Origin of the sequence: Auritidibacter ignavus (assembly GCF_029853775.1) — a bacterium.
GTDB lineage: Bacteria > Actinomycetota > Actinomycetes > Actinomycetales > Micrococcaceae > Auritidibacter > Auritidibacter ignavus.
In genome coordinates, this window is record NZ_CP122564.1 from 2,507,433 (window position 1) to 2,527,394 (window position 19,962).

The 19,962-nt window shown below is 58.8% G+C and carries 15 protein-coding genes and 1 tRNA gene; 13 read left to right on the plus strand and 3 right to left on the minus strand.

Translation table 11 applies throughout. The features are described 5' to 3' along the window. The first annotated feature begins 13 nt into the window (after positions 1–13). The 3 genes from QDX22_RS11350 to ygfZ all read left to right on the plus strand — a co-directional run bounded on the left by QDX22_RS11350 (position 14) and on the right by ygfZ (position 2,594). Positions 14–379 (plus strand): hypothetical protein, encoded by a 366-nt coding sequence (locus QDX22_RS11350; RefSeq protein ID WP_110097949.1) that lies wholly within the window; start codon positions 14–16, stop codon positions 377–379. A gap of 261 nt (positions 380–640) precedes the next feature. After that, entirely contained in the window at positions 641–1,306 is a 666-nt protein-coding gene (locus QDX22_RS11355; RefSeq protein WP_110110261.1) for a nitrobindin family protein, read from the plus strand. Positions 1,307–1,319: 13 nt separating this feature from the next. Further along, positions 1,320–2,594, plus strand: a complete 1,275-nt coding sequence (gene ygfZ / locus QDX22_RS11360; protein ID WP_279723923.1) for a CAF17-like 4Fe-4S cluster assembly/insertion protein YgfZ — start codon at positions 1,320–1,322, stop codon at positions 2,592–2,594. Between the two features lie 48 nt (positions 2,595–2,642). Here ygfZ and QDX22_RS11365 read toward each other — a convergent pair whose 3' ends face one another. From QDX22_RS11365 to QDX22_RS11375, 3 genes are all read right to left on the minus strand, one after another. Beyond that, positions 2,643–3,428 (minus strand): GNAT family N-acetyltransferase, encoded by a 786-nt coding sequence (locus tag QDX22_RS11365; RefSeq protein ID WP_148707485.1) that lies wholly within the window; start codon positions 3,426–3,428, stop codon positions 2,643–2,645. Then, positions 3,418–4,449 (minus strand): 6-phosphofructokinase, encoded by a 1,032-nt coding sequence (locus QDX22_RS11370; protein ID WP_110110263.1) that lies wholly within the window; start codon positions 4,447–4,449, stop codon positions 3,418–3,420. Before QDX22_RS11370 ends, QDX22_RS11365 begins: the two co-directional genes overlap by 11 nt. Before the next feature lie 130 nt (positions 4,450–4,579). Beyond that, positions 4,580–5,782 carry a pyridoxal phosphate-dependent aminotransferase gene (locus QDX22_RS11375; protein ID WP_110110264.1) on the minus strand — a complete coding sequence of 401 codons (1,203 nt, stop codon included), beginning with the start codon at positions 5,780–5,782 and terminating at the stop codon, positions 4,580–4,582. 294 nt (positions 5,783–6,076) lie between these two features. Here QDX22_RS11375 and QDX22_RS11380 point away from each other — a divergent pair. The 10 genes from QDX22_RS11380 to QDX22_RS11425 all read left to right on the plus strand — a co-directional run bounded on the left by QDX22_RS11380 (position 6,077) and on the right by QDX22_RS11425 (position 19,565). Beyond that, positions 6,077–6,149 (plus strand) — tRNA-Trp (locus QDX22_RS11380). 69 nt (positions 6,150–6,218) lie between these two features. Further along, positions 6,219–6,482, plus strand: a complete 264-nt coding sequence (gene secE, locus QDX22_RS11385; protein ID WP_233242832.1) for a preprotein translocase subunit SecE — start codon at positions 6,219–6,221, stop codon at positions 6,480–6,482. 65 nt (positions 6,483–6,547) lie between these two features. Continuing rightward, positions 6,548–7,414, plus strand: a complete 867-nt coding sequence (nusG, locus tag QDX22_RS11390; RefSeq protein ID WP_110110265.1) for a transcription termination/antitermination protein NusG — start codon at positions 6,548–6,550, stop codon at positions 7,412–7,414. Between the two features lie 122 nt (positions 7,415–7,536). Next, entirely contained in the window at positions 7,537–7,968 is a 432-nt protein-coding gene (gene rplK, locus QDX22_RS11395; protein ID WP_110100642.1) for a 50S ribosomal protein L11, read from the plus strand. Between the two features lie 110 nt (positions 7,969–8,078). Then, positions 8,079–8,786: a 50S ribosomal protein L1 gene (gene rplA, locus QDX22_RS11400; RefSeq protein ID WP_110110266.1), complete on the plus strand. Its 708-nt coding sequence runs from the start codon at positions 8,079–8,081 to the stop codon at positions 8,784–8,786. Positions 8,787–9,039: 253 nt separating this feature from the next. Continuing rightward, positions 9,040–10,470 carry an amino acid permease gene (locus QDX22_RS11405; protein WP_246840108.1) on the plus strand — a complete coding sequence of 477 codons (1,431 nt, stop codon included), beginning with the start codon at positions 9,040–9,042 and terminating at the stop codon, positions 10,468–10,470. A gap of 295 nt (positions 10,471–10,765) precedes the next feature. Beyond that, positions 10,766–11,287 carry a 50S ribosomal protein L10 gene (gene rplJ / locus QDX22_RS11410; protein ID WP_110097940.1) on the plus strand — a complete coding sequence of 174 codons (522 nt, stop codon included), beginning with the start codon at positions 10,766–10,768 and terminating at the stop codon, positions 11,285–11,287. Between the two features lie 103 nt (positions 11,288–11,390). Next, positions 11,391–11,780 carry a 50S ribosomal protein L7/L12 gene (rplL, locus tag QDX22_RS11415; protein WP_110097939.1) on the plus strand — a complete coding sequence of 130 codons (390 nt, stop codon included), beginning with the start codon at positions 11,391–11,393 and terminating at the stop codon, positions 11,778–11,780. 312 nt (positions 11,781–12,092) lie between these two features. Continuing rightward, positions 12,093–15,608, plus strand: a complete 3,516-nt coding sequence (gene rpoB, locus QDX22_RS11420; protein ID WP_110110267.1) for a DNA-directed RNA polymerase subunit beta — start codon at positions 12,093–12,095, stop codon at positions 15,606–15,608. Positions 15,609–15,677: 69 nt separating this feature from the next. After that, on the plus strand, positions 15,678–19,565 hold the full coding sequence (locus QDX22_RS11425; protein WP_110097937.1) for a DNA-directed RNA polymerase subunit beta': 3,888 nt from the start codon (positions 15,678–15,680) through the stop codon (positions 19,563–19,565). Positions 19,566–19,962: the final 397 nt, after the last annotated feature.

Genomic DNA, 19,962 nt, shown 5'->3' on the forward strand with positions numbered 1-19,962 from the left:
TTAGGGTAGTGACATGACTGAATTTTCTCGCGAGCTCTCGGTCGAGCAAGCCCGACGCCCGGCACACGAATTTTTCACCGTCGCTCTGGAACCAGCCGGTCGTGACCGGGTGGAACGAGTGTTTCGTTTCATCGGGGGAGTCCTCACCGCGGCTTTTTCGGGTCCTGGCGCAGGTTCCGAAGTTATCGGCGACGCGGTGGTGATCCGTGATCGTGAGACCGAAAAGCCCTTACTGAGCCTGGACATCGTCGACACTGGCGGAGACCAAGAACTGCTGGAAGTTGTCAACGAGGATCTGGAGGCGTTCACCGCCGGAGAATTTGCCGACCAGTGGCTCCACGCCGATCATGAAGGGCGCCACATCCAACGTCGTCACTAAAGCTGGTGGTCGAACACCCGGGCCTCGACCCGTAAGGATCGGTCGTAGCCGGGTCAGTGCAGTAGGATAGGGGTTATGAATCTTCTCGCACTTGAAATTTTCTTCCTTGTGTTGCTGGGCCTGATTGCACTAAGCATGGCCGCCGTCGCCGTGCTGGTGATCGCTGGGCTGTTCAAAGGACAAAAGTAGCCGTCGCAATCTGATCCTGGGCGTTCGCCCCGTGGCCAGGCGCCCAGGATGATGTAGGAGTACCTCGTTTCTATGGTGATGGAACTGCCGGTAGACCTCGTTCCCGAGCTGGCACCACTGAGCTGGCTGATCGGTTCCTGGGAGGGGCAGGGCCGACTCGGCCAAGGCACAGAGTCTGACGAGATCTTTTACCAAAGGGTTGATTTCACCGAGTACGGGTTGCCCTTCCTGGAATATCGTGCCGAGTCCTGGCTGTGTGAAGCCGACGCCACCTTGATTCGCCCGTTGACGATCGAAACCGGCTTCTGGTCTCTGGCGCGCGAACGCCACGACGCCGATGTGGGTCCCGGGATGAAACCCGCCGATGTGGTGCCGGCCTACCGGTCGGCTGATGATGTGGAATCGCTGCGGTTCTCGGAGGACGAATTCCCTATCACGGCTACCATCACGCACCCGGGATCACTCAGCGAGCTGTATTACGGCGTGGTGCGTGGTCCGCAGATTAGCCTGCGCGCCGAGACCGTGATGCGCGGGGAGCTGACGGGCCAGTACCACAGCGCCGAACGCATCCTGGGACTCGTTAACGGCCAGCTGTTCTGGCGCTGGGATGTGAAAGAGACCGCATCGTCCTCGGCGCAACCGCACGCCTCGGCCAGCCTGGACCGCATGAAGAGTCTCACCGATGGCCGGCTTGCTCCCGGCACCGTCCATACCCCGGGAAAACACGATCTATCCTGAGCTCATCTCACCGATGCTGACTGAACCCGATACGACACGCACTGTTCCCGATCCGTCACCGCTGTTGCTACCACCCACGGCAGTGCCCGGCGCCGTGGCCGCTGGCGGGGTGGATGAGCCCGTTGCTGCTCACTATGGCCATCCCATTGCCGAACAACGTGCGCTGGACCGGGGGCGGGCCGTGGTGGATCTCTGTCACCGTGGCGTGGTGACCATCAGCGGAGCTGACCGGTTGCAATTATTGCACGTGCTGAGCTCCCAGGATCTGGCGACCCTGCCACCGGGAACCTCCACTGAGACCTTATTCTTGGACCTGCACGGGCGCTTGGACTTCCAGGTACACCTGGTTGACGACGGCGAGACGACCTGGATGACCGTAGAACCCGGGCTGGGTGCCTCCCTGGCCGGATGGTTGGAGGCGATGAAGTTTGCCTCCCGGGTAGAGATTGCCGACCGTAGCGACGACCTGGCTGTCGTGGCCACGACCGCCCCAGTGTCCGGATGGGACGCGACCCCGTGCTGGCAGGATCCCTGGCCACACATCGGTCCGGGCGGATACGCCTATACCCCGGACGTCGACCCTGATGACCACCCGGGAGTGGACTGGTCCTGGTACGAATACCTAGTGGACCGGTCCGCGCTGGGCGGCTCGAACCGTGATGAGCAGTTGTTGCCTGACGGCTACCGTTGGGCGGGCATGATGAGTGCTGAAGCACTACGCGTCGCCGCGGGGCGACCTCGTCAATTGGTTGATACCGACGAGCGTTCTATTCCCCATGAGCTAGACTTGCTCCGCACCGCGGTGCACCTGAATAAAGGTTGCTATAAGGGGCAGGAAACCGTGGCCCGTGTTCATAATCTCGGCCATCCGCCCCGCAGACTGGTGCAACTTCTTCTCGACGGCTCGGTTCACGGGCTACCCGAACCCGGCGCGGATGTCATTCTGCGCCCCGAGGGTGGCGAAACCGGTGCCGACCGCGCCAGGCTCGACAAAGCTCGCGCGCTGGGGCGGGTCACCTCCGTGGGCCATCACCACGAAATGGGACCCATCGCCTTGGCAGTCATCAAACGGGCGGTGGACCCTAAGGCAGAGTTGCTCATCCGGGAACAGCTCCCCGCAGATCACGCCGACGACCACGCCCCGAACGGTGCCGAGGATGCACCCGACTACACCTATATGGCAGCGACGCAACAAGTCCTGGTGGCCACAGATGCCGGCAATACCGTGGGGCGACCCACCGGTTTGATGAATCTACGACGTCAACGCCCCGGCACCTCACGCTCGTAGCGCCCATCCAGGGCTTTAGGGTGTTCTGTTGCTCCAGCCTCCCACTGGCTATCCGGCGTGGGATTCGGTTGCCTCAAATTTAAGGGTGGTCTGGGAACCACTGAGTTGGAAGCCCATGGCATCAGCCATCCGTTGGGCCGCGCGGTGGCCCATGGCAGCCCGCCACTGGGGGATCAGGCCCGCCATGAAGGCCTCTTCGGCGGCGACGGCGACGGCGTAGGTGCCTAAGCCGTGGCCCCGGAAATCCGGGTCAACCAACACCGTGAGATCCGCGATTAGCGACGCCCATTCCTCGTAACCGGAACCGGCGACCACCTGCAGATTTCCGGGGTCTTGGTCGGAGACCACCGCAAAGGTTTGCGCGGTTTGCGACAGTGCGGCTGCCCCCACATCGTCGGAAGGACACCTGGCTTCTAACTCAGTGATAAATTCGCGGTCCTCACTGATCGCTACCGCATCCGACCCGCTGGTCTCGGGGAGGTCCTCGGCATAGTACAGCGTGGTTTCTCCCAGCGAGCGTGCCCCGTGCGAGGCGCCGAGACGAATGAGTGTGGATTCCAGGGGGAGAATTTCGTCATCAATCTCATTGGCGGCCTGTAGAAACCAGGACGGACCGTAGATGAACGTGATGTTGTAAATCCGAATCACGCTGGCGATCTTCGAATCGGCGTGGTCGGAGAGCACGGGAAAACGGTGGGGTCCGGAGCCGGGCTGGTCCGCGACGGTTAGCACCTGCTGGGGGTCCGCCCCCATGGAGGTGGCCCAGGCTAACAGGATCACACGTTTGTGCTGATCCGAGGGATCGGTCGGGTGCATGCGTGGATTATCGACCAAAAAGAACCTTCGCCTCGTCGTAGCGTTGCTGGGGGACTTCTTTCAAACCGGCCAGAGCTTGGTCCAAGTCAACGTCGACGATCTCAGTACCGGCCAAAGACACCATGCGACCGTAGTGTCCGCGATGGATCAGATCGATGGCGGCCATGCCGAATCGGGTTGAGAGCACCCGATCATATCCGGTGGGTGCCCCGCCACGTTGAATGTGTCCCAAAACGGTGTTGCGGGTCTCGATGCCGGTTAGATCCTCGATCTGGTGGGTGACCCACTCTCCAATTCCACCCAGTCGCGGGCGGCCGGATGCTTCCACCCCGGCCTCTGCCACTGGATCGGTGTGGCCTTCAGGGATGAACCCCTCAGCCACGACAACAAGTGGCGACCGACCGCGTTCGTGCACCTGTGTGACCCATTCGCTGACCTGCTCCATCGGGGTTGGGAATTCTGGGATTAAGATTGCGTGGGCGCCGGCGGAGAGGCCTGAGTGCAATGCGATCCAGCCAACGTGACGTCCCATCACCTCAGCGACCATGCACCGGTGGTGCGACTCACCGGTGGTGCGTAACCGGTCCATCGCATCGGTAGCAATCGACAGTGCCGTGTCGAACCCGAATGTGTAGTCGGTGCCACGCAGGTCGTTATCGATGGTTTTCGGCACTCCTACCAGGTTGATCCCGTCCTGGTAGAGTCGTTGCGCCCCGGCGAGGGTGCCTTCTCCGCCGATGACGATCAGCGCGCCGAGTCCCATGTCTTCCATATTGCGCTTGATATTCTCCGGCCCACCGCCTTCAGCATTATACGGGTGGGTGCGGGAGGTACCAAGAATGGTGCCTCCGGTGCGTGCCAAGCCCCGAACCACCTGGCGGGGGAGCTCGAAATAGTCTTTGTCAATAAGTCCGGTCCAGCCGTTGCGAATTCCCACTAGCTCGTCGTCGAAAGACTTGATGCCGTGCAACACCGCTGACCGGATCACGGCGTTGAGCCCGGGACAATCTCCGCCAGAGGTTAAGATTCCGATGCGCACCAGGGGTATCCTTTCGTCAAAACAGTCAAGAAAACCGCTCAGAAATCCCGGGTACAACCCTGATGGGTTATCCCAGACACTTTCCAGGCTAGTAGTTTTTCTCCGGTGCGACTATCGGTCGTGGGCGGTCTTAGGAGAACAAACGCAGAAGGCGAGAGGTGCCTTCTTCGAGGTCCTCGTCCGACAGTGCATAAGACAGTCGCAAAAACCCGGAGGGACCGAACGCTTCACCGGGAACCACCGCGACCTCGGCCTCCTCAAGGATGATGGTGGCCAAATCCTGTGACGTTTCGGCGACACGGCCGTTGATCTTCCGGCCCAGTGCGTCGCGGGCATCGACGTAGACGTAGAACGCGCCACGCGGTGTCGGGCAGGAGAATCCGGGCACCTCGTTGAGCATCTGTACGATCTTTTGTCGACGACGATCGAAGGCCTGGCGCATCTCTTCGACGGCCTCCAACGAACCATTCAATGCGGCAATGGCAGCCCGCTGAGAAACATTAGCGACGTTCGAGGTGGCATGAGATTGCAGGTTGGTGGCTGCCTTGATGACGTCGACCGGGCCCAGCATCCAACCAACACGCCACCCGGTCATCGCGTAGGTTTTGGCCACACCATTGAGGATGATGGTCTGGTCCTTGAGCTCGGGGACGACCGAAACTATGGACTGTGCTTCGGCCCCATCGTAGAGCAGGTGCTCGTAGATCTCGTCGGTAACCACCCACAAACCGTGTTCCAGGGCCCACTCGCCAATGGCACGGGTCTGTTCGCGCGAGTACACGGCTCCGGTGGGGTTCGACGGTGAGACGAAGAGCACCACTTTGGTTTGTTCGGTGCGAGCAGCCTCGAGCTGGTCGACGGTGACCAAGTAATCGGCCTCCGGGCCGGCAAACACATCGACCGGGACTCCACCGGCCAACTTGATTGATTCGGGATAGGTCGTCCAATAAGGTGCAGGCACCAGCACCTCATCGGCTGGGTCCAGCAGAGCAGCGAAGGTGTTGTACACCGCTTGCTTAGCCCCATTGGTGACCAACACCTCCTGCGACTGGTAGCTCAGCTTCGAATCACGTTGTGTCTTGTTAATAATGGCTTCTTTGAGCTCGGGCAACCCACCGGCAGGGGAGTAGCGATGGTTGACCGGATCGGTGGTAGCTTCCTCCGCGGCGCGAACGATGTAGTCAGGAGTGGGAAAATCTGGTTCTCCAGCGCCAAATCCAATCACCTCGCGACCAGCGGCCTTGAGCTCTTTGGCTTTCGCGGTCACCGCCAGAGTGGCGGACTCGGTGATGGCATTTAACCGAGCGGAAACGCGGCGGGCGGGTTCAACCATGATGTAGGTCCCTTCGACATATTGTTCTGCCTTCACACGCTGAGTGACACCGGCTACCGTCGGCGAAGCAGGCGAGGATACTCGTACCCGTTTTCTTCTGAGCCATCACCGACCGAGGGCGGGGACACCAGCCACTCTTTACAATACTTGAAACCGTCTGACAGATACCGGGGCGATAGGCGACTTCGTGCAACTTCCGTGTTCAATTTGGTGATGAGCGGACAACATCGTAGACTAGTCATTCGGTGTCCACTCACCATTTGTTGTGGTGCGTGAAATACCCCCCGAACACCGAGGGCAGTGGCGCAATTGGTAGCGCGACGGTCTCCAAAACCGTAGGTTGCAGGTTCGAGTCCTGTCTGCCCTGCGCAGTAAGTTGCCGGAATAACCGCCAGCGTACAGCAGATCACCCTTATTGATGACCGAGCGAGGATCCGTGGCCGAACAATCAACGCACGAAACTCAGGACGGTGGCCAGAGCCGCTCCGAACGGCGTGGTTTCTTCAGCCGCATCATGTTGTTTCTGCGTCAGGTCGTTGATGAGATCCGTAAGGTCGTCACCCCGACCCGCGAAGAACTGCTGAAAATGACCGGCGTTGTTCTGGTCTTCGTGATCATCGTGATCGCCGTGGTATTTGTGTTGGACTGGCTCTTTGGGCAGGGAGCGTCGTTCCTCTTCGGCGGTCAAGAAACTGTCTAAGAGCCTCAGGCCGGCAACTGTCACGGCCATCAGACCAGCAAGTTACCGAGGAAAGCAGGAATCACGTGTCCGAGCAAGAACGCGAGCAACAGTCCATCGATGAGTCGGTTGTGGCCTCCGATGACACCGTTGCAGACCAGGATGCCGTGGCAAACCCTGAGGGCAACGACGTCGCTGAGGCCCAAGCGTCTGCAGAATCCACTCCTGAAGAATCTGGCGACACTGACGCCGTAACAAGCACAGAGGAAGCTGACCAGGCTCACGAGGCCGAGACCGACAGCGATGATGATGGCGAAACCGATCTGGAGAAGATCGGCGAAGAACTACGCGCGAAGCTTCGTCGCCAGCCTGGTGAGTGGTACGTGGTGCACACCTACGCCGGCTACGAACGTCGTGTCAAGACCAACCTGGAAACGCGCATTCAGACCATGGACGCTGACGAGATCTATGAGATCGAAGTTCCCATGGAAGAAGCTGTGGAGATTAAGAACTCCAACCGCAAGGTCGTCAACCGTGTTCGGATTCCCGGCTACGCGCTGGTGCGTATGGACTTTACTGAAGAAAACTGGGGCGTGGTGCGCCACACCCCTGGCGTGACCGGATTTGTCGGCGCCGACGCCTACGAGCCCGAGCCGCTGAGCCTAGACGAGGTCTACGACATGTTGGCCCCTTCGATTCTGCAGGAAGCCGCGAAGAAGGCCCAGGACGAAGGCAAACCTGCACCCAAGGAAGCCGTGCAAGAAGTGGCTCCGGAAGTCACCGTCGACTTCGAAGTCGGCGAATCCGTTACCGTCAAGGAAGGGCCGTTCGAGTCGTTGCCGGCTACCATATCGGAAGTCAAAGTTGACTCCCAGCAGCTGGTGGTGCTGGTATCCATCTTCGAACGCGAGACGCCGGTGACCCTGTCCTTCAGTGAAGTGACCAAAGTGTAGAAAAGACTTCGTGGTCCCGGTTGCTTTGGCCGGGCGCTACGACCTCGATCACCGCGCCACGGTGATCACCCCTTCGATCACGCTCCTGTGATCGAAGAACGACGATAGAAAAGGACCCGAATATGGCCCCCAAGAAAAAGGTCGCTGGTCTGATCAAGTTGCAGATTGAAGCTGGTGCTGCTAATCCGGCACCTCCGGTTGGTCCGGCGCTTGGTCAGCATGGTGTGAACATCATGGAGTTCTGCAAGGCCTACAACGCCGCCACAGAGTCCCAGCGTGGAAACATCATCCCGGTGGAAATCACCGTTTACGAAGACCGTTCCTTCGATTTCATTACCAAGACCCCTCCGGCGGCGCAGCTGATCAAAAAGGCAGCCGGCGTGAACAAGGGATCTTCGACTCCGCACACCGATAAGGTCGGTAAGGTCACCAAGGATCAGCTGGCTGAGATTGCTCAGACCAAGATGGCTGACCTGAACGCTGACGACATTGAAGCCGCTACCAAGATCATCGCCGGCACTGCACGGTCGATGGGTATCACTGTCGAAGACTAACCAGGTCCATACGGATCATCGTTGTTGCCCGTCAACAACACCCATAACATTTCAGTGGCATGGGTCGAGCGCGGCCCGTTACACCACGACTGCATAAGGAGATTTAGCAGATGGCAAAGCGCAGCAAAGCATACCAGGCAGCCGCGGCCAAAATTGAAGACCGTCAGTACAGCCCCTTTGAAGCAATCAAGCTTCTGAAGGACATTACCCCCGCTGAGAAAAACGCCACCGTGGATGTGGCGATGCGTCTGTCAGTGGATCCCCGCAAGGCTGACCAAATGGTTCGCGGTACCGTGAACCTTCCCAACGGTACCGGTAAGACCGCGACCGTTGTCGTCTTCGCCACCGGTGACAACGCCGCCGCTGCCGAAGCAGCCGGTGCCGACTACGTCGGGTCCGATGATCTGGTCGAAAAAATCCAGGGCGGTTGGACTGATTTTGACGCCGCCGTGGCCTCCCCGGACATGATGGGTAAGGTCGGTCGCCTCGGTAAGATCCTGGGTCCCCGTAACCTGATGCCGAACCCCAAGACCGGAACCGTGACCCCGAACGTTGCCAAAGCGGTTGAAGATATTAAGGGCGGTAAGATCGACTTCCGCGTCGACCGTCATTCCAACCTGCACTTCATCATCGGTAAGACCAGCTTCGATGCTGAGAAGCTGGCTCAGAACTACGCCGCGGCACTGGAGGAGGTTATCCGGCTCAAGCCCTCTTCCGCTAAGGGACGCTACATTTCCAGCGTTACCGTGGCATCGACGCAGAGCCCCGGCATCTCCGTGGATCCTAACCTCACTCGGGTTGTTACTGAACAGGCCTAAAGCCCTCCGGTAGCCCGTTAGCTGTGGCCTTCACCGGTTGTCTCGGTGAAGGCCACAGTAGTTTTCAGAGTCTCCCACTCCCACAACAGGCCCCCAGAGAGCCACATCGTTGTTAACACGCCTGACATTTTGCGTTCACAACACCACGGAGCGAGGGTACTCTGATCTGCAGAGCCGATGACCTAGACCTTTGCGAGGTCCGTCTACGCTTTGTCGCCCTGTATCCACCTCACGACAGAAAAGAAGCACCGCTGTGGCATACGATGTCGCTCAACACGACCAGCGTCTGAAACGAGACTTGAAGAATCGGCACATTCAGATGATTGCTCTGGGCGGCGCTATTGGTACGGGGCTGTTCTATGGTTCTGCCGATTCCATCAGTCTGGCCGGGCCCGCCATTCTCATCGCCTATCTCATCGGTGGCCTCATCATCTTCTGGGTGGTGCGTGCTTTGGGGGAGATGTCCGTCCACGAGCCCGTGGCCGGAGCATTTACCCACTATGCCCACAAATATTGGAGTCGGCGGGCTGGCTTCGTCTCCGGGTGGAACTACTGGTTCAACTACATTGCGGTAGCCATGGTCGAGCTGGCGGTGGTCGGATCCTTCGTCAACTACTGGCTCCCCGAGGTACCATCCTGGGTCTCAGCAGCCTTCTTTTTAGTGCTGATCACCTTCATCAACCTGGTCGGTGTCAAAACCTTCGGCGAATTCGAATTCTGGTTCGCCGTGGTGAAAGTTGTGGCAGTCATCGCCATGATTGTGCTTGGCACCGTGGTGGTTATCCTGGGCGTCAATTCCAATCCCGAACTGCCAGACCCCAGCTTTAGCCACTTGTGGGACCACGGCGGATTTATGCCCATGGGACTGACCGGCATCATCGCCGCCATGGCCGTCGTGATGTTTTCCTTCGGCGGCACCGAACTGGTGGCGGTGGCTGCCGGGGAAGCTGACCGTCCGCAGCAATCCATCCCCCGAGCCATCAACCAAGTCATTCTGCGCATCCTGCTGTTCTATATCTTGGCTCTGGCTGTCATCATGTCCGTGGTGCCCTGGCACCAGATCGACGGGCATTCCAGTCCTTTCGTGCAAATTTTTGATGCCGTCGGCATTACCGGAGCTGCCCACATCCTGAACTTGGTCATGCTCACCGCGGTCATTTCCGTTTATAACTCCGGACTTTTTTCCAACGCTCGGATGCTGTACTCGCTGGCACTGCAAGGAAACGCTCCCTCGTTTCTCACCAAGGTCTCCGGACGTGGCGTGCCGTATTGGGGTGTGCTCATCTCCTCGGCGGTGACCGTCATCGCCGTGGTGGTGGTGATGCTCTGGCCCGATTTCGCCTTTCGGTACCTGATGTCCGTGGCGTTGGCGGCTGCGCTGATCAACTGGACTATGGTCATGATCACCCACCGCAAATTCCGTGCCCAGCTCAGCCAAGAGGAACGCGAAAAGCTTCACTTCAAACTTCCCGCAGCCTCGGTGGTGTTTTGGATTGTGTTGGTGTTTTTCGCCCTCCTGGTCGTGATCATGGGATGGTCGCAACAGTACCGTACCGCGGTCTTTGTCGGACCACTGTGGCTCGTGCTGTTGCTCGTCGCCTATGAGATCAAAACTCGCCGGAGGTCTCAGCGACCGGGCCAACCCCAGCAACACTCTCAGCCCGCTAGCAAACACGTCCGCTGATGATCTCGCTCTCATTCCAAGCGTGGATTTGGTGTTGCGGGAATCGGTAGGGTAGCTTATTAACCACCAAAGACCGCCGGTCGTTAATTCTGGTGCCCATCTGACAACATGAGCGCCGCGACGGAATGACTATAAAGCTTTTGACACAAAAGCGACCAGCGCAGGTGTGAACGTCAAGCCAGTTGAAGACTGCTGATCACAATCTTCAGTATTGCTGCGCCCTGTGCACGCCTGCACGGGGCGTTTTTTGTGTCGAAGCCGTTAGGTACCGGCTGAAGCAATCGGAAGGAGTGCCATGGCGACTGCTGAAAAAGAGGCCGCAGTGGCTGAGTTGGTGGAGCGTTTCCGCAACTCGGATGCTGCTGTGCTCACAGAGTACCGTGGTCTGACCGTGGAGCAGCTCAGGACCTTGCGCCGCTCTCTCGGTGAGAACACCCACTACGCCGTGGTGAAGAATACGCTTGCTGACATTGCTGCCAAAGAAGCCGGAGTAGATGCCTTCGAGGGACTACTCAACGGTCCGACTGCTATCGCTTTCATCGAAGGTGAGCCGGTTGAAGCAGCAAAGGCTATGCGTGACTTTGCCAAGGACAATGAGGCCCTGGTCATCAAGGGCGGCTACATGGAAGGTGCCGCACTCGATGTTGAGGGTGTTAAGAAGCTTGCGGATCTGGAATCTCGCGAGGTGTTGCTGTCGAAGCTGGCAGGAGCAATGAAGGGTGGTATGTCCAAGGCCGCCGCGCTGTTCCAGTCCCCGCTGTCGAAGGCCGTGCGTACGACCGAGGCACTGCGTGCCAAGCAGGAAGACGCCGCCTAACCCCATCGTCGAGGCGATGGACTACGTGGTCAACTGATCACACCAAAAACTTCACATCTGAGTTCTTGAACCTGAGAACCCACTACGTAAAGGAGCCACACTCATGGCTAAGCTATCCACTGAAGAACTGCTGGACACTTTCAAAGAGCTGACCCTGGTCGAACTGTCTGACTTCATCAAGGCATTCGAGGAAGAATTCGACGTGACCGCTGCTGCTCCGGTTGCCGCTGCTGCTGCTCCGGCTGCTGGTGACGACGGTGACGGTGACGCTGCTGACGAGCAGTCCGAGTTCGACGTTATCCTGGAAGCTGCTGGCGACAAGAAGATCGGCGTGATTAAGGAAGTTCGCGCACTGACCTCGCTGGGTCTGAAGGACGCCAAGGAACTGGTCGATGGTGCTCCGAAGCCCGTGCTGGAAGGCGTGGACAAGGAAGCTGCCGAGAAGGCTAAGGAGCAGCTGGAAGGTGCTGGCGCTACCGTCACCCTGAAGTAATGCCAGTGGCATCAGCTGCTTAGCATCGACTGAACTGCTTGTGGCCCCGCACCATGGATGGCGTGGGGCCACAAGTGTCTCAGCAGGGGCTTGGGGTCAGGATAGAAATGTGATAAGCTGTTTCTTTGCGTATCCCTATCTTCCATGTGTCGTGTCATGAGCCCCTTCTGGCACGCCACGATAAATATACGGTATACGGTCTTGACCTTCATATAGCGGTGGGTCGGCCAACCTCGCGTGTCGCACCGGATGCGACACGGTGTGTAGGGAAGTCAGAACTGTACACAGAAGGTCTGTGAAAGGATCACTCTTTTGGTCGCTTCGAGCACCTCAAATAATTCAGCCGCTACCAATCCTCGCCACGCCGCCTCTGCAGGCCGAGTTTCTTTCGCGAAGATTGCCGAACCTCTGGACGTGCCCGACCTGTTAGCACTTCAGACCGAATCTTTCGACCGCTTGGTCGGTAACGAACGGTGGAAACAGCGTGTTGCGCATGCCCAGGAAATCGGTGATGATTCGGTAGCTACCACATCCGGGCTCTCCGATATTTTCGAGGAAATCTCACCCATTGAGGATTTCCAGGGAACGATGTCGCTGTCGTTCACTGATCCGGAATTCTCTGACCCTAAGGTCACCGAAAATGAAGCGAAGGAGAAAGACTCCTCTTACGCTGCTCCGCTGTACGTCAAGGCGGAGTTTATGAACTACAACACCGGTGAAATTAAGCAACAGACGGTGTTCATGGGTGACTTCCCGTTGATGACTGAAGAAGGCACCTTCATCATCAACGGCACTGAACGTGTTGTGGTTTCCCAGCTGGTGCGTTCCCCGGGTGCCTATTTCGAACGCCACCCTGACAAGACCACCGATAAGGACGTCTACTCGGCCCGGATTATCCCGTCCCGTGGTGCCTGGTTTGAGCTGGAGATTGACCGTCGCGACCAGGTCTCGGTGCGCCTGGATCGTAAGCGCAAGCAACCGGTGACTGTGTTGCTCAAGGCCCTGGGCTGGTCGGAGTCCCGGATTCTCGAAGAATTCGGTCAATATGACTCCATGCGGTTGACCCTGGAAAAGGACCAAACCGAAGACCAGAAGGCAGCCCTGCTGGACATTTACCGCAAGTTGCGTCCAGGTGAACCGGCAGCTGTGGATCCAGCCCAAACTCTGCTGGCTAACCTGTACTTCACTGAGAAACGCTACGATCTGGCTAAAGTGGGTCGGTATAAGCTCAACCGCAAGCTCGGCGTCGACGCTCCGTTGTCCGACCCCGCATCGAGCGTGTTGACGGAGCAGGATGTGGCGCAGATGATTCACTTCATCTGTGCTCTGCACGCTGGCGAGAAGACCATCAAGGGTCAACACAACGGTGAAGAGGTCGATATTCGCGTCGAGATGGACGATATCGACCACTTCGGTAACCGTCGCATTCGCGCCGTCGGCGAGTTGATTGAAAACCAGATCCGCACCGGTCTGGCTCGTATGGAGCGCGTGGTGCGCGAGCGGATGACCACCCAGGACGTTGAGGCTATTACCCCTCAGACTTTGATTAACATCCGTCCTGTGGTTGCTTCCATCAAGGAGTTCTTCGGAACCTCCCAGCTTTCGCAGTTCATGGACCAGAACAACCCACTGGCCGGTCTGACCCACAAGCGTCGTCTCTCCGCCCTGGGCCCAGGTGGTCTGTCTCGTGATCGCGCGGGAATGGAAGTCCGCGACGTCCACCCCTCGCACTACGGTCGTATGTGCCCGATTGAGACCCCAGAAGGTCCCAACATTGGGCTGATTGGTTCGTTGGCAACCTTCGGTCGGATCAACGCCTTCGGTTTCATTGAGACCCCGTACCGCAAGGTCATTGACGGTAAGGTCACTGACCGTGTTGAGTACCTCACCGCTGATGACGAGCTGGACGCCCAGATTGCCCAGGCTAACGCGGTGCTGAACGAGGATAGCTCTTTCGCTGAAGAACAGGTCTTGTGTCGTCAGCGCGGTGGTGACGGTGAACCGGTACTGGCTGAACCGTCCGATATTGACTACATGGACGTCTCCCCACGTCAGATGGTCTCGGCAGCCACCGCCCTGATCCCGTTCTTGGAGCACGACGATGCTAACCGCGCGCTGATGGGTGCGAACATGCAGCGTCAGGCGGTGCCACTGTTGAAGTCTGAAGCGCCGTTGGTGGGTACGGGTATGGAGAAGTACGTCGCGCTGGACGCTGGCGACTCCGTGACCGCCACCAAACCCGGTGTTGTCACCGAGGCTTCCGCCGACATGGTGACCGTGATGAACGACGATGGCACTACCACCCATTACAAGATCCAGAAGTTCGCTCGCTCCAACCAGGGCAACGCCTACAACCAGCAGGTGCGCGTGGCCGAAGGTGATCGGGTGGAGACTATGTCGGTCATCGCTGATGGGCCCGCCACCGATAACGGTGAGCTGGCCCTGGGGAAGAACCTGCTCGTGGCATTCATGCCGTGGGAAGGCCTCAACTACGAGGATGCGATCATCCTCTCCCAGCGCATGGTTTCCGATGACGTGCTGACCTCGATCCACATTGAGGAGTACGAAATCGATGCCCGTGACACCAAGCTGGGCGCTGAAGAGATCACCCGCGACATCCCCAACGTCTCCGAGGAAGTGCTGTCACAGCTTGACGAGCGTGGCATCATCCACATCGGTGCCGAGGTCGAGGCCGGGGACATCCTGGTCGGTCGCGTCACTCCGAAGGGTGAAACCGAGCTGACCCCCGAAGAGCGCCTGTTGCGCGCCATCTTCGGCGAGAAGTCCAAGGAAGTTCGTGACACCTCTAAGAAGGTTCCGCACGGTGAATCCGGAACCGTGATCGGTATCCGCATCCTGGACCGCGAAGACGACGATGATCTGCCGGTTGGTGTCAACCAGCTGGTCCGTGTCTACGTGGCTCAGAAGCGTAAGATCACCGATGGTGACAAGATGGCTGGTCGTCACGGTAACAAGGGTGTGATCTCCAAGATCCTTCCCGTGGAAGATATGCCGTTCTTGGCCGACGGTACTCCGGTCGATATCATTCTGAACCCGCTAGGTGTTCCGGGTCGTATGAACCTCGGCCAGGTGATGGAACTACACCTGGGCTGGATTGCGGCCAACGGCTGGAAGATCGAAGGCGAGCCCGAGTGGTTGCGCAACCTGCCCAACCTGCCACGTGAGACCGGACCACTGAACGTGGCTACCCCGGTCTTCGACGGTGCTGAAGCCGAAGAGATTCAGGGACTGCTGCAGTCGGTGAATCCTTCACGCGACGGTGAACGCCTGATGGGTGAAAACGGCAAGGCGCAGCTGTTCGATGGTCGTTCCGGTGAACCCTTCCCGGACCCAATCTCGGTCGGCTATATGTACATGCTGAAGTTGCACCACCTGGTGGACGACAAGATTCACGCCCGGTCCACGGGCCCGTACTCGATGATTACCCAGCAGCCGCTGGGCGGTAAGGCGCAGTTCGGTGGTCAGCGCTTCGGTGAAATGGAAGTGTGGGCGCTGGAGGCCTACGGTGCTGCCTACACGCTGCAGGAGTTGCTCACCCACAAGTCCGATGACGTGCACGGTCGTGTGAAGGTCTACGAGGCCATCGTCAAGGGTGAAAACATTCCTGAGCCCGGCGTTCCGGAATCGTTCCGTGTGCTGGTCAAGGAAATGCAGTCACTGTGCCTGAACGTTGAGGTCTTGTCCTCTGAAGGCCAGGCCATTGAAATGCGGGACTCGGATGAGGAGTCATTCCGGGCCGCTGAAGAACTCGGTATCGATCTCTCCCACGCAGAGCCCGACTCTGTGGATACCATCGGGGAAGTCTAAACCGTCTGATTCAGCACGCCCGCCAGAAAGCTTTCATCCCCTTTTTAGACATCAGGAGTTCTACGGACCATGTCCACTGAAAACTCATTCGGCCTCATGCGCATTGGGCTAGCCACTGCGGATCAGATTCGCAATTGGTCCTATGGTGAGGTCAAGAAACCCGAAACCATCAACTACCGCACTCTCAAGCCCGAAAAAGATGGTCTGTTCTGTGAGCGCATCTTCGGACCGACCCGCGACTGGGAGTGCTACTGCGGTAAGTACAAGCGCGTGCGCTATAAGGGCATCATCTGCGAGCGCTGTGGTGTGGAAGTCACCCGCTCCAAGGTCCGCCGTGAGCGCATGGGCCACATCGAGCTGGCCGCACCGGTGACCCACATCTGGTATTTCAAGGGTGTGCCCTCCCGCCTGGGCTACCTACTGGATTTGGCACCGAAGGACCTGGAGAAGGTCATCTACTTCGCTGCCTACATGATCACCGATGTTGACGAAGAACTTCGTCACCAGGATCTGCCTAATCTGCAGGTGGAACACGACCAAGAGGTCAAGCACCTGGCTGACCAGCGCGATGCCGACATCGCCGCAGTGGCCAAGGATCTCGAGGATGAGCTGGCCCAGCTGGAATCCGAGGGTGCCAAGTCCTCAGCTACCACCAAGGCACGCAACACTGCTGAGAAGACCATGGCTCAGATCCGTAAGCGCGCCGACGACGAGATCAAGAAGCTTGAAGAGCTCTGGGAGACCTTCAAGAACCTCAAGGTCTCGGACTTGATCGGTAACGAGTCGATGTTCCGCTCCATGCGTGACAAGTACGGCGAGTACTTCGAAGGTTCCATGGGTGCTGAATCGATTCAGCGTCGTTTGGAGAACTTCGACCTACAGGCAGAAGCCGAAAAATTGCGCGAAACCATTCAGAACGGTAAGGGCCAGCGCAAGACTCGTGCCCTGAAGCGTCTAAAGGTCATCAACGCCTTCTTGACCACCAATAACTCCCCGCAGGGTATGGTGCTGGACGCGGTGGCCGTGATTCCGCCTGAGTTGCGCCCGATGGTCCAGCTCGATGGTGGTCGTTTTGCCACCTCGGACCTCAACGACCTCTACCGTCGTGTGATCAACCGCAATAACCGTCTGAAGCGTCTGCTGGATCTGGGTGCTCCCGAGATCATCGTGAACAATGAAAAGCGGATGCTACAGGAGTCCGTGGACTCGCTATTCGACAACGGGCGTCGTGGTCGTCCGGTGACCGGACCAGGTAACCGTGCGCTGAAGTCGCTATCGGACATGCTCAAGGGTAAGCAGGGCCGTTTCCGTCAGAACCTGTTGGGCAAGCGTGTTGACTACTCCGGCCGTTCAGTGATTGTGGTGGGCCCGCAGTTGCGCCTGCACCAGTGTGGTCTGCCCAAGCAGATGGCTCTGGAGCTGTTCAAGCCCTTCGTCATGAAGCGACTGGTGGACCTCAACCACGCGCAGAACATCAAATCCGCCAAGCGCATGGTAGAGCGCACCCGCCCCCAAGTATGGGACGTGCTGGAAGAAGTCATTACCGAACACCCGGTACTGCTCAACCGTGCACCGACTCTGCACCGTCTGGGTATTCAGGCCTTCGAGCCGCAGCTGGTGGAAGGTAAGGCCATTCAGTTGCACCCGCTGGTCTGCGCTGCGTTCAACGCAGACTTCGATGGTGACCAGATGGCCGTGCACCTGCCGCTGAGCCCTGAGGCTCAGGCCGAGGCTCGGGTGCTGATGCTCTCCAGCCACAACATCCTCAAGCCCTCGGACGGCCGCGCGGTTGCTGTTCCGTCGCAGGATATGATTATCGGCCTGAACCACTTGACCACCGTGCGTGAGGACGAGGTCGGCGCCGGCCGTCACTTCACCCACGTGGGTGAAGCCACCATGGCCTTCGACAACAACGAACTGCACCTCAATGCACCGGTGACCATCACCGTGCAAAACTTCGTGCCATCCGAGGCGGTATCAGCTCCGGAAGGCTGGGAACCCGGTCAGCCGGCAACCATCGAAACTACGCTGGGTAAGGTCGTGTTCAACGACCTGCTGCCGGATGACTACCCCTGGGTTGATGAGCGTCAAACCAAGGGTACCCTGGGCGCACTGGTTAATGATTTGGCTGAGCGCTACTCGCTGATCGACACCGCTACCACCCTGGACAACCTGAAGAACGCTGGTTTCCACTGGGGTACCTGGTCTGGTGTGACTGTGGCAATTTCCGACATCACCTCGGACTTCGACAAGGTTGCGGTGATGGCCAAGTACGAAGACCAGGCCAGCAAGGTCCAGGGCCAGTACGACACCGGTCTGATTTCTGACGACGAGCGCCGCAGTGAACTCAACGACATCTGGTCGCGGGCAACCGACGAGGTCGCCGAGGCCATGCGCGCTGGTATGGGTCCACTGAACACTATTAACCGCATGGTGACCTCGGGAGCGCGTGGTAACTGGCTACAGGTTCGTCAGATCGCTGGTATCCGTGGTCTGGTGACCAACCCGAAGGGTGAGATTATCCCGCGTCCGATTAAGTCCTCCTACCGTGAGGGTCTGTCGGTGCTGGAATACTTCTCCGCAACCCACGGTGCTCGTAAGGGTCTGGCCGATACCGCGTTGAAGACCGCAAACTCCGGTTACCTCACTCGTCGTCTGGTCGACGTCTCCCAGGACGTCATCATTCGCGAGCACGACTGTGGTACCCGCCGTGGTCTGACCGAAACCATCGCTACCGCCAACGCGGACGGCGAGTTGGTCTTGGATGAGAACGTGGAGACCTCGTGCTTCGCACGCACCCTGGCCACCGACGTCACCACAGACGACGGCACCGTGCTGGCTGAGGCCGGCTCGGACGTCGGCGACGTGCTGATCGGGAAGCTGATCAGCAACGGCATCACCGAGATCAAGGTCCGCTCCGTGCTGACCTGTGAATCCCAGGTGGGCACCTGTGCGAAGTGCTACGGTCGCTCGATGGCAACCGGCCAGCTGGTCGATATTGGTGAAGCTGTCGGTATTATCGCTGCGCAGTCCATTGGTGAGCCCGGTACCCAGCTGACCATGCGGACCTTCCACACCGGTGGTGTGGCATCGGCTGACGATATTACCCAGGGTCTGCCCCGTATTCAGGAGCTCTTCGAGGCCCGTACCCCGAAGGGTGTGGCCCCGATTTCCGAGGTGGCCGGTCGCGTTCGGATCGAAGACGACGACCGTCAGATCCAGCTGATCCTCACCCCGGACGACGGCTCCGACGAAATCGCCTACCCGGTGTTGCGTCGCTCCCGCCTGCTGGTGGAAGACGGCGAGCACGTCGCTGTTGGTACCCAGCTGGTCTCCGGTGCGGTTGACCCCAAGCAGGTGCTGCGTGTGCTCGGACCGCGGGCCGCTCAGAAGTTCCTGGTTAAGGAAGTTCAGAACGTGTACCAGTCCCAGGGCGTGGGCATCCACGACAAGCACGTGGAAGTCATTGTTCGCCAGATGCTACGTCGCATTACCGTGATCGAGTCCGGCGACACCGACTTGTTGCCCGGCGAACTCACCGACCGCACCGAGTTCGTCAACGCCAACCGCGCTGCCGTGGCCCAGGGTCAACGTCCGGCCTCAGGCCGTGACGAGCTGATGGGTATCACCAAGGCGTCGCTGGCTACAGACTCGTGGCTGTCGGCTGCATCCTTCCAGGAGACCACCCGCGTTCTAACACAGGCGGCTATGGAGGGTAAGACCGATCCGTTGCTGGGTCTGAAGGAGAACGTGATCATCGGTAAGCTGATCCCGGCCGGTACCGGCTTGGACCGGTACTCCAACGTGGTCGTGGAACCCACCGAGGAAGCCAAGAACAAGTTATTCACCTCTCCGATTGCTTACCCGGACTTCGATTACCCGGGTATGGAGCAGATCGGTGGCGACTACCACGCGATTAGCTTGGATGACTACGGTCTGGGTGGCGATTTCCGCTAACCGATACGAAGTCCTTCATACCGATGGCGCCGACTCCCGGGGGAGTCGGCGCCATCGGCGTTTAAAAGCGCGTTGACGAGATGAGTTGATGGAAGAAGCGAGGCCCTGAATGATCGTTGAACCTTCCTGTAGACTTCAGTTATGGCGTTAACTGGATCTCATCACGAACACTCACTCACCACATCACTGACCAGGTACTTTGTTGGCTTCGCTACTCTATTACTCCTGCTGACTGGTTGCGCTGGATCGGGGGATCCCGAGGCAGCTGATACCTCCTCGATTCCAGGCACGGATACGCAAGACGCCCCGGAACCCCCGACTGAGGCCGAGGACTCCTCGTCTGCGCCGGATACACCCTCGACTGAGGAATCGAGTGAGGAACCGCCCGAGCCAACCG

Bases quoted from the DNA above. Each gene is read 5' to 3' on its own strand.
- rplJ (WP_110097940.1), top strand. From the start codon at position 10,766: ATGGCGACTGCTGAAAAAGAGGCCGCAGTGGCTGAGTTGGTGGAGCGT.
- rplL (WP_110097939.1), top strand. From the start codon at position 11,391: ATGGCTAAGCTATCCACTGAAGAACTGCTGGACACTTTCAAAGAGCTG.
- QDX22_RS11355 (WP_110110261.1), top strand. From the start codon at position 641: ATGGTGATGGAACTGCCGGTAGACCTCGTTCCCGAGCTGGCACCACTG.
- QDX22_RS11425 (WP_110097937.1), top strand. From the start codon at position 15,678: ATGTCCACTGAAAACTCATTCGGCCTCATGCGCATTGGGCTAGCCACT.
- rplK (WP_110100642.1), top strand. From the start codon at position 7,537: ATGGCCCCCAAGAAAAAGGTCGCTGGTCTGATCAAGTTGCAGATTGAA.
- QDX22_RS11375 (WP_110110264.1), bottom strand. From the start codon at position 5,782: ATGGTTGAACCCGCCCGCCGCGTTTCCGCTCGGTTAAATGCCATCACC.
- ygfZ (WP_279723923.1), top strand. From the start codon at position 1,320: ATGCTGACTGAACCCGATACGACACGCACTGTTCCCGATCCGTCACCG.
- QDX22_RS11350 (WP_110097949.1), top strand. From the start codon at position 14: ATGACTGAATTTTCTCGCGAGCTCTCGGTCGAGCAAGCCCGACGCCCG.
- rplA (WP_110110266.1), top strand. From the start codon at position 8,079: ATGGCAAAGCGCAGCAAAGCATACCAGGCAGCCGCGGCCAAAATTGAA.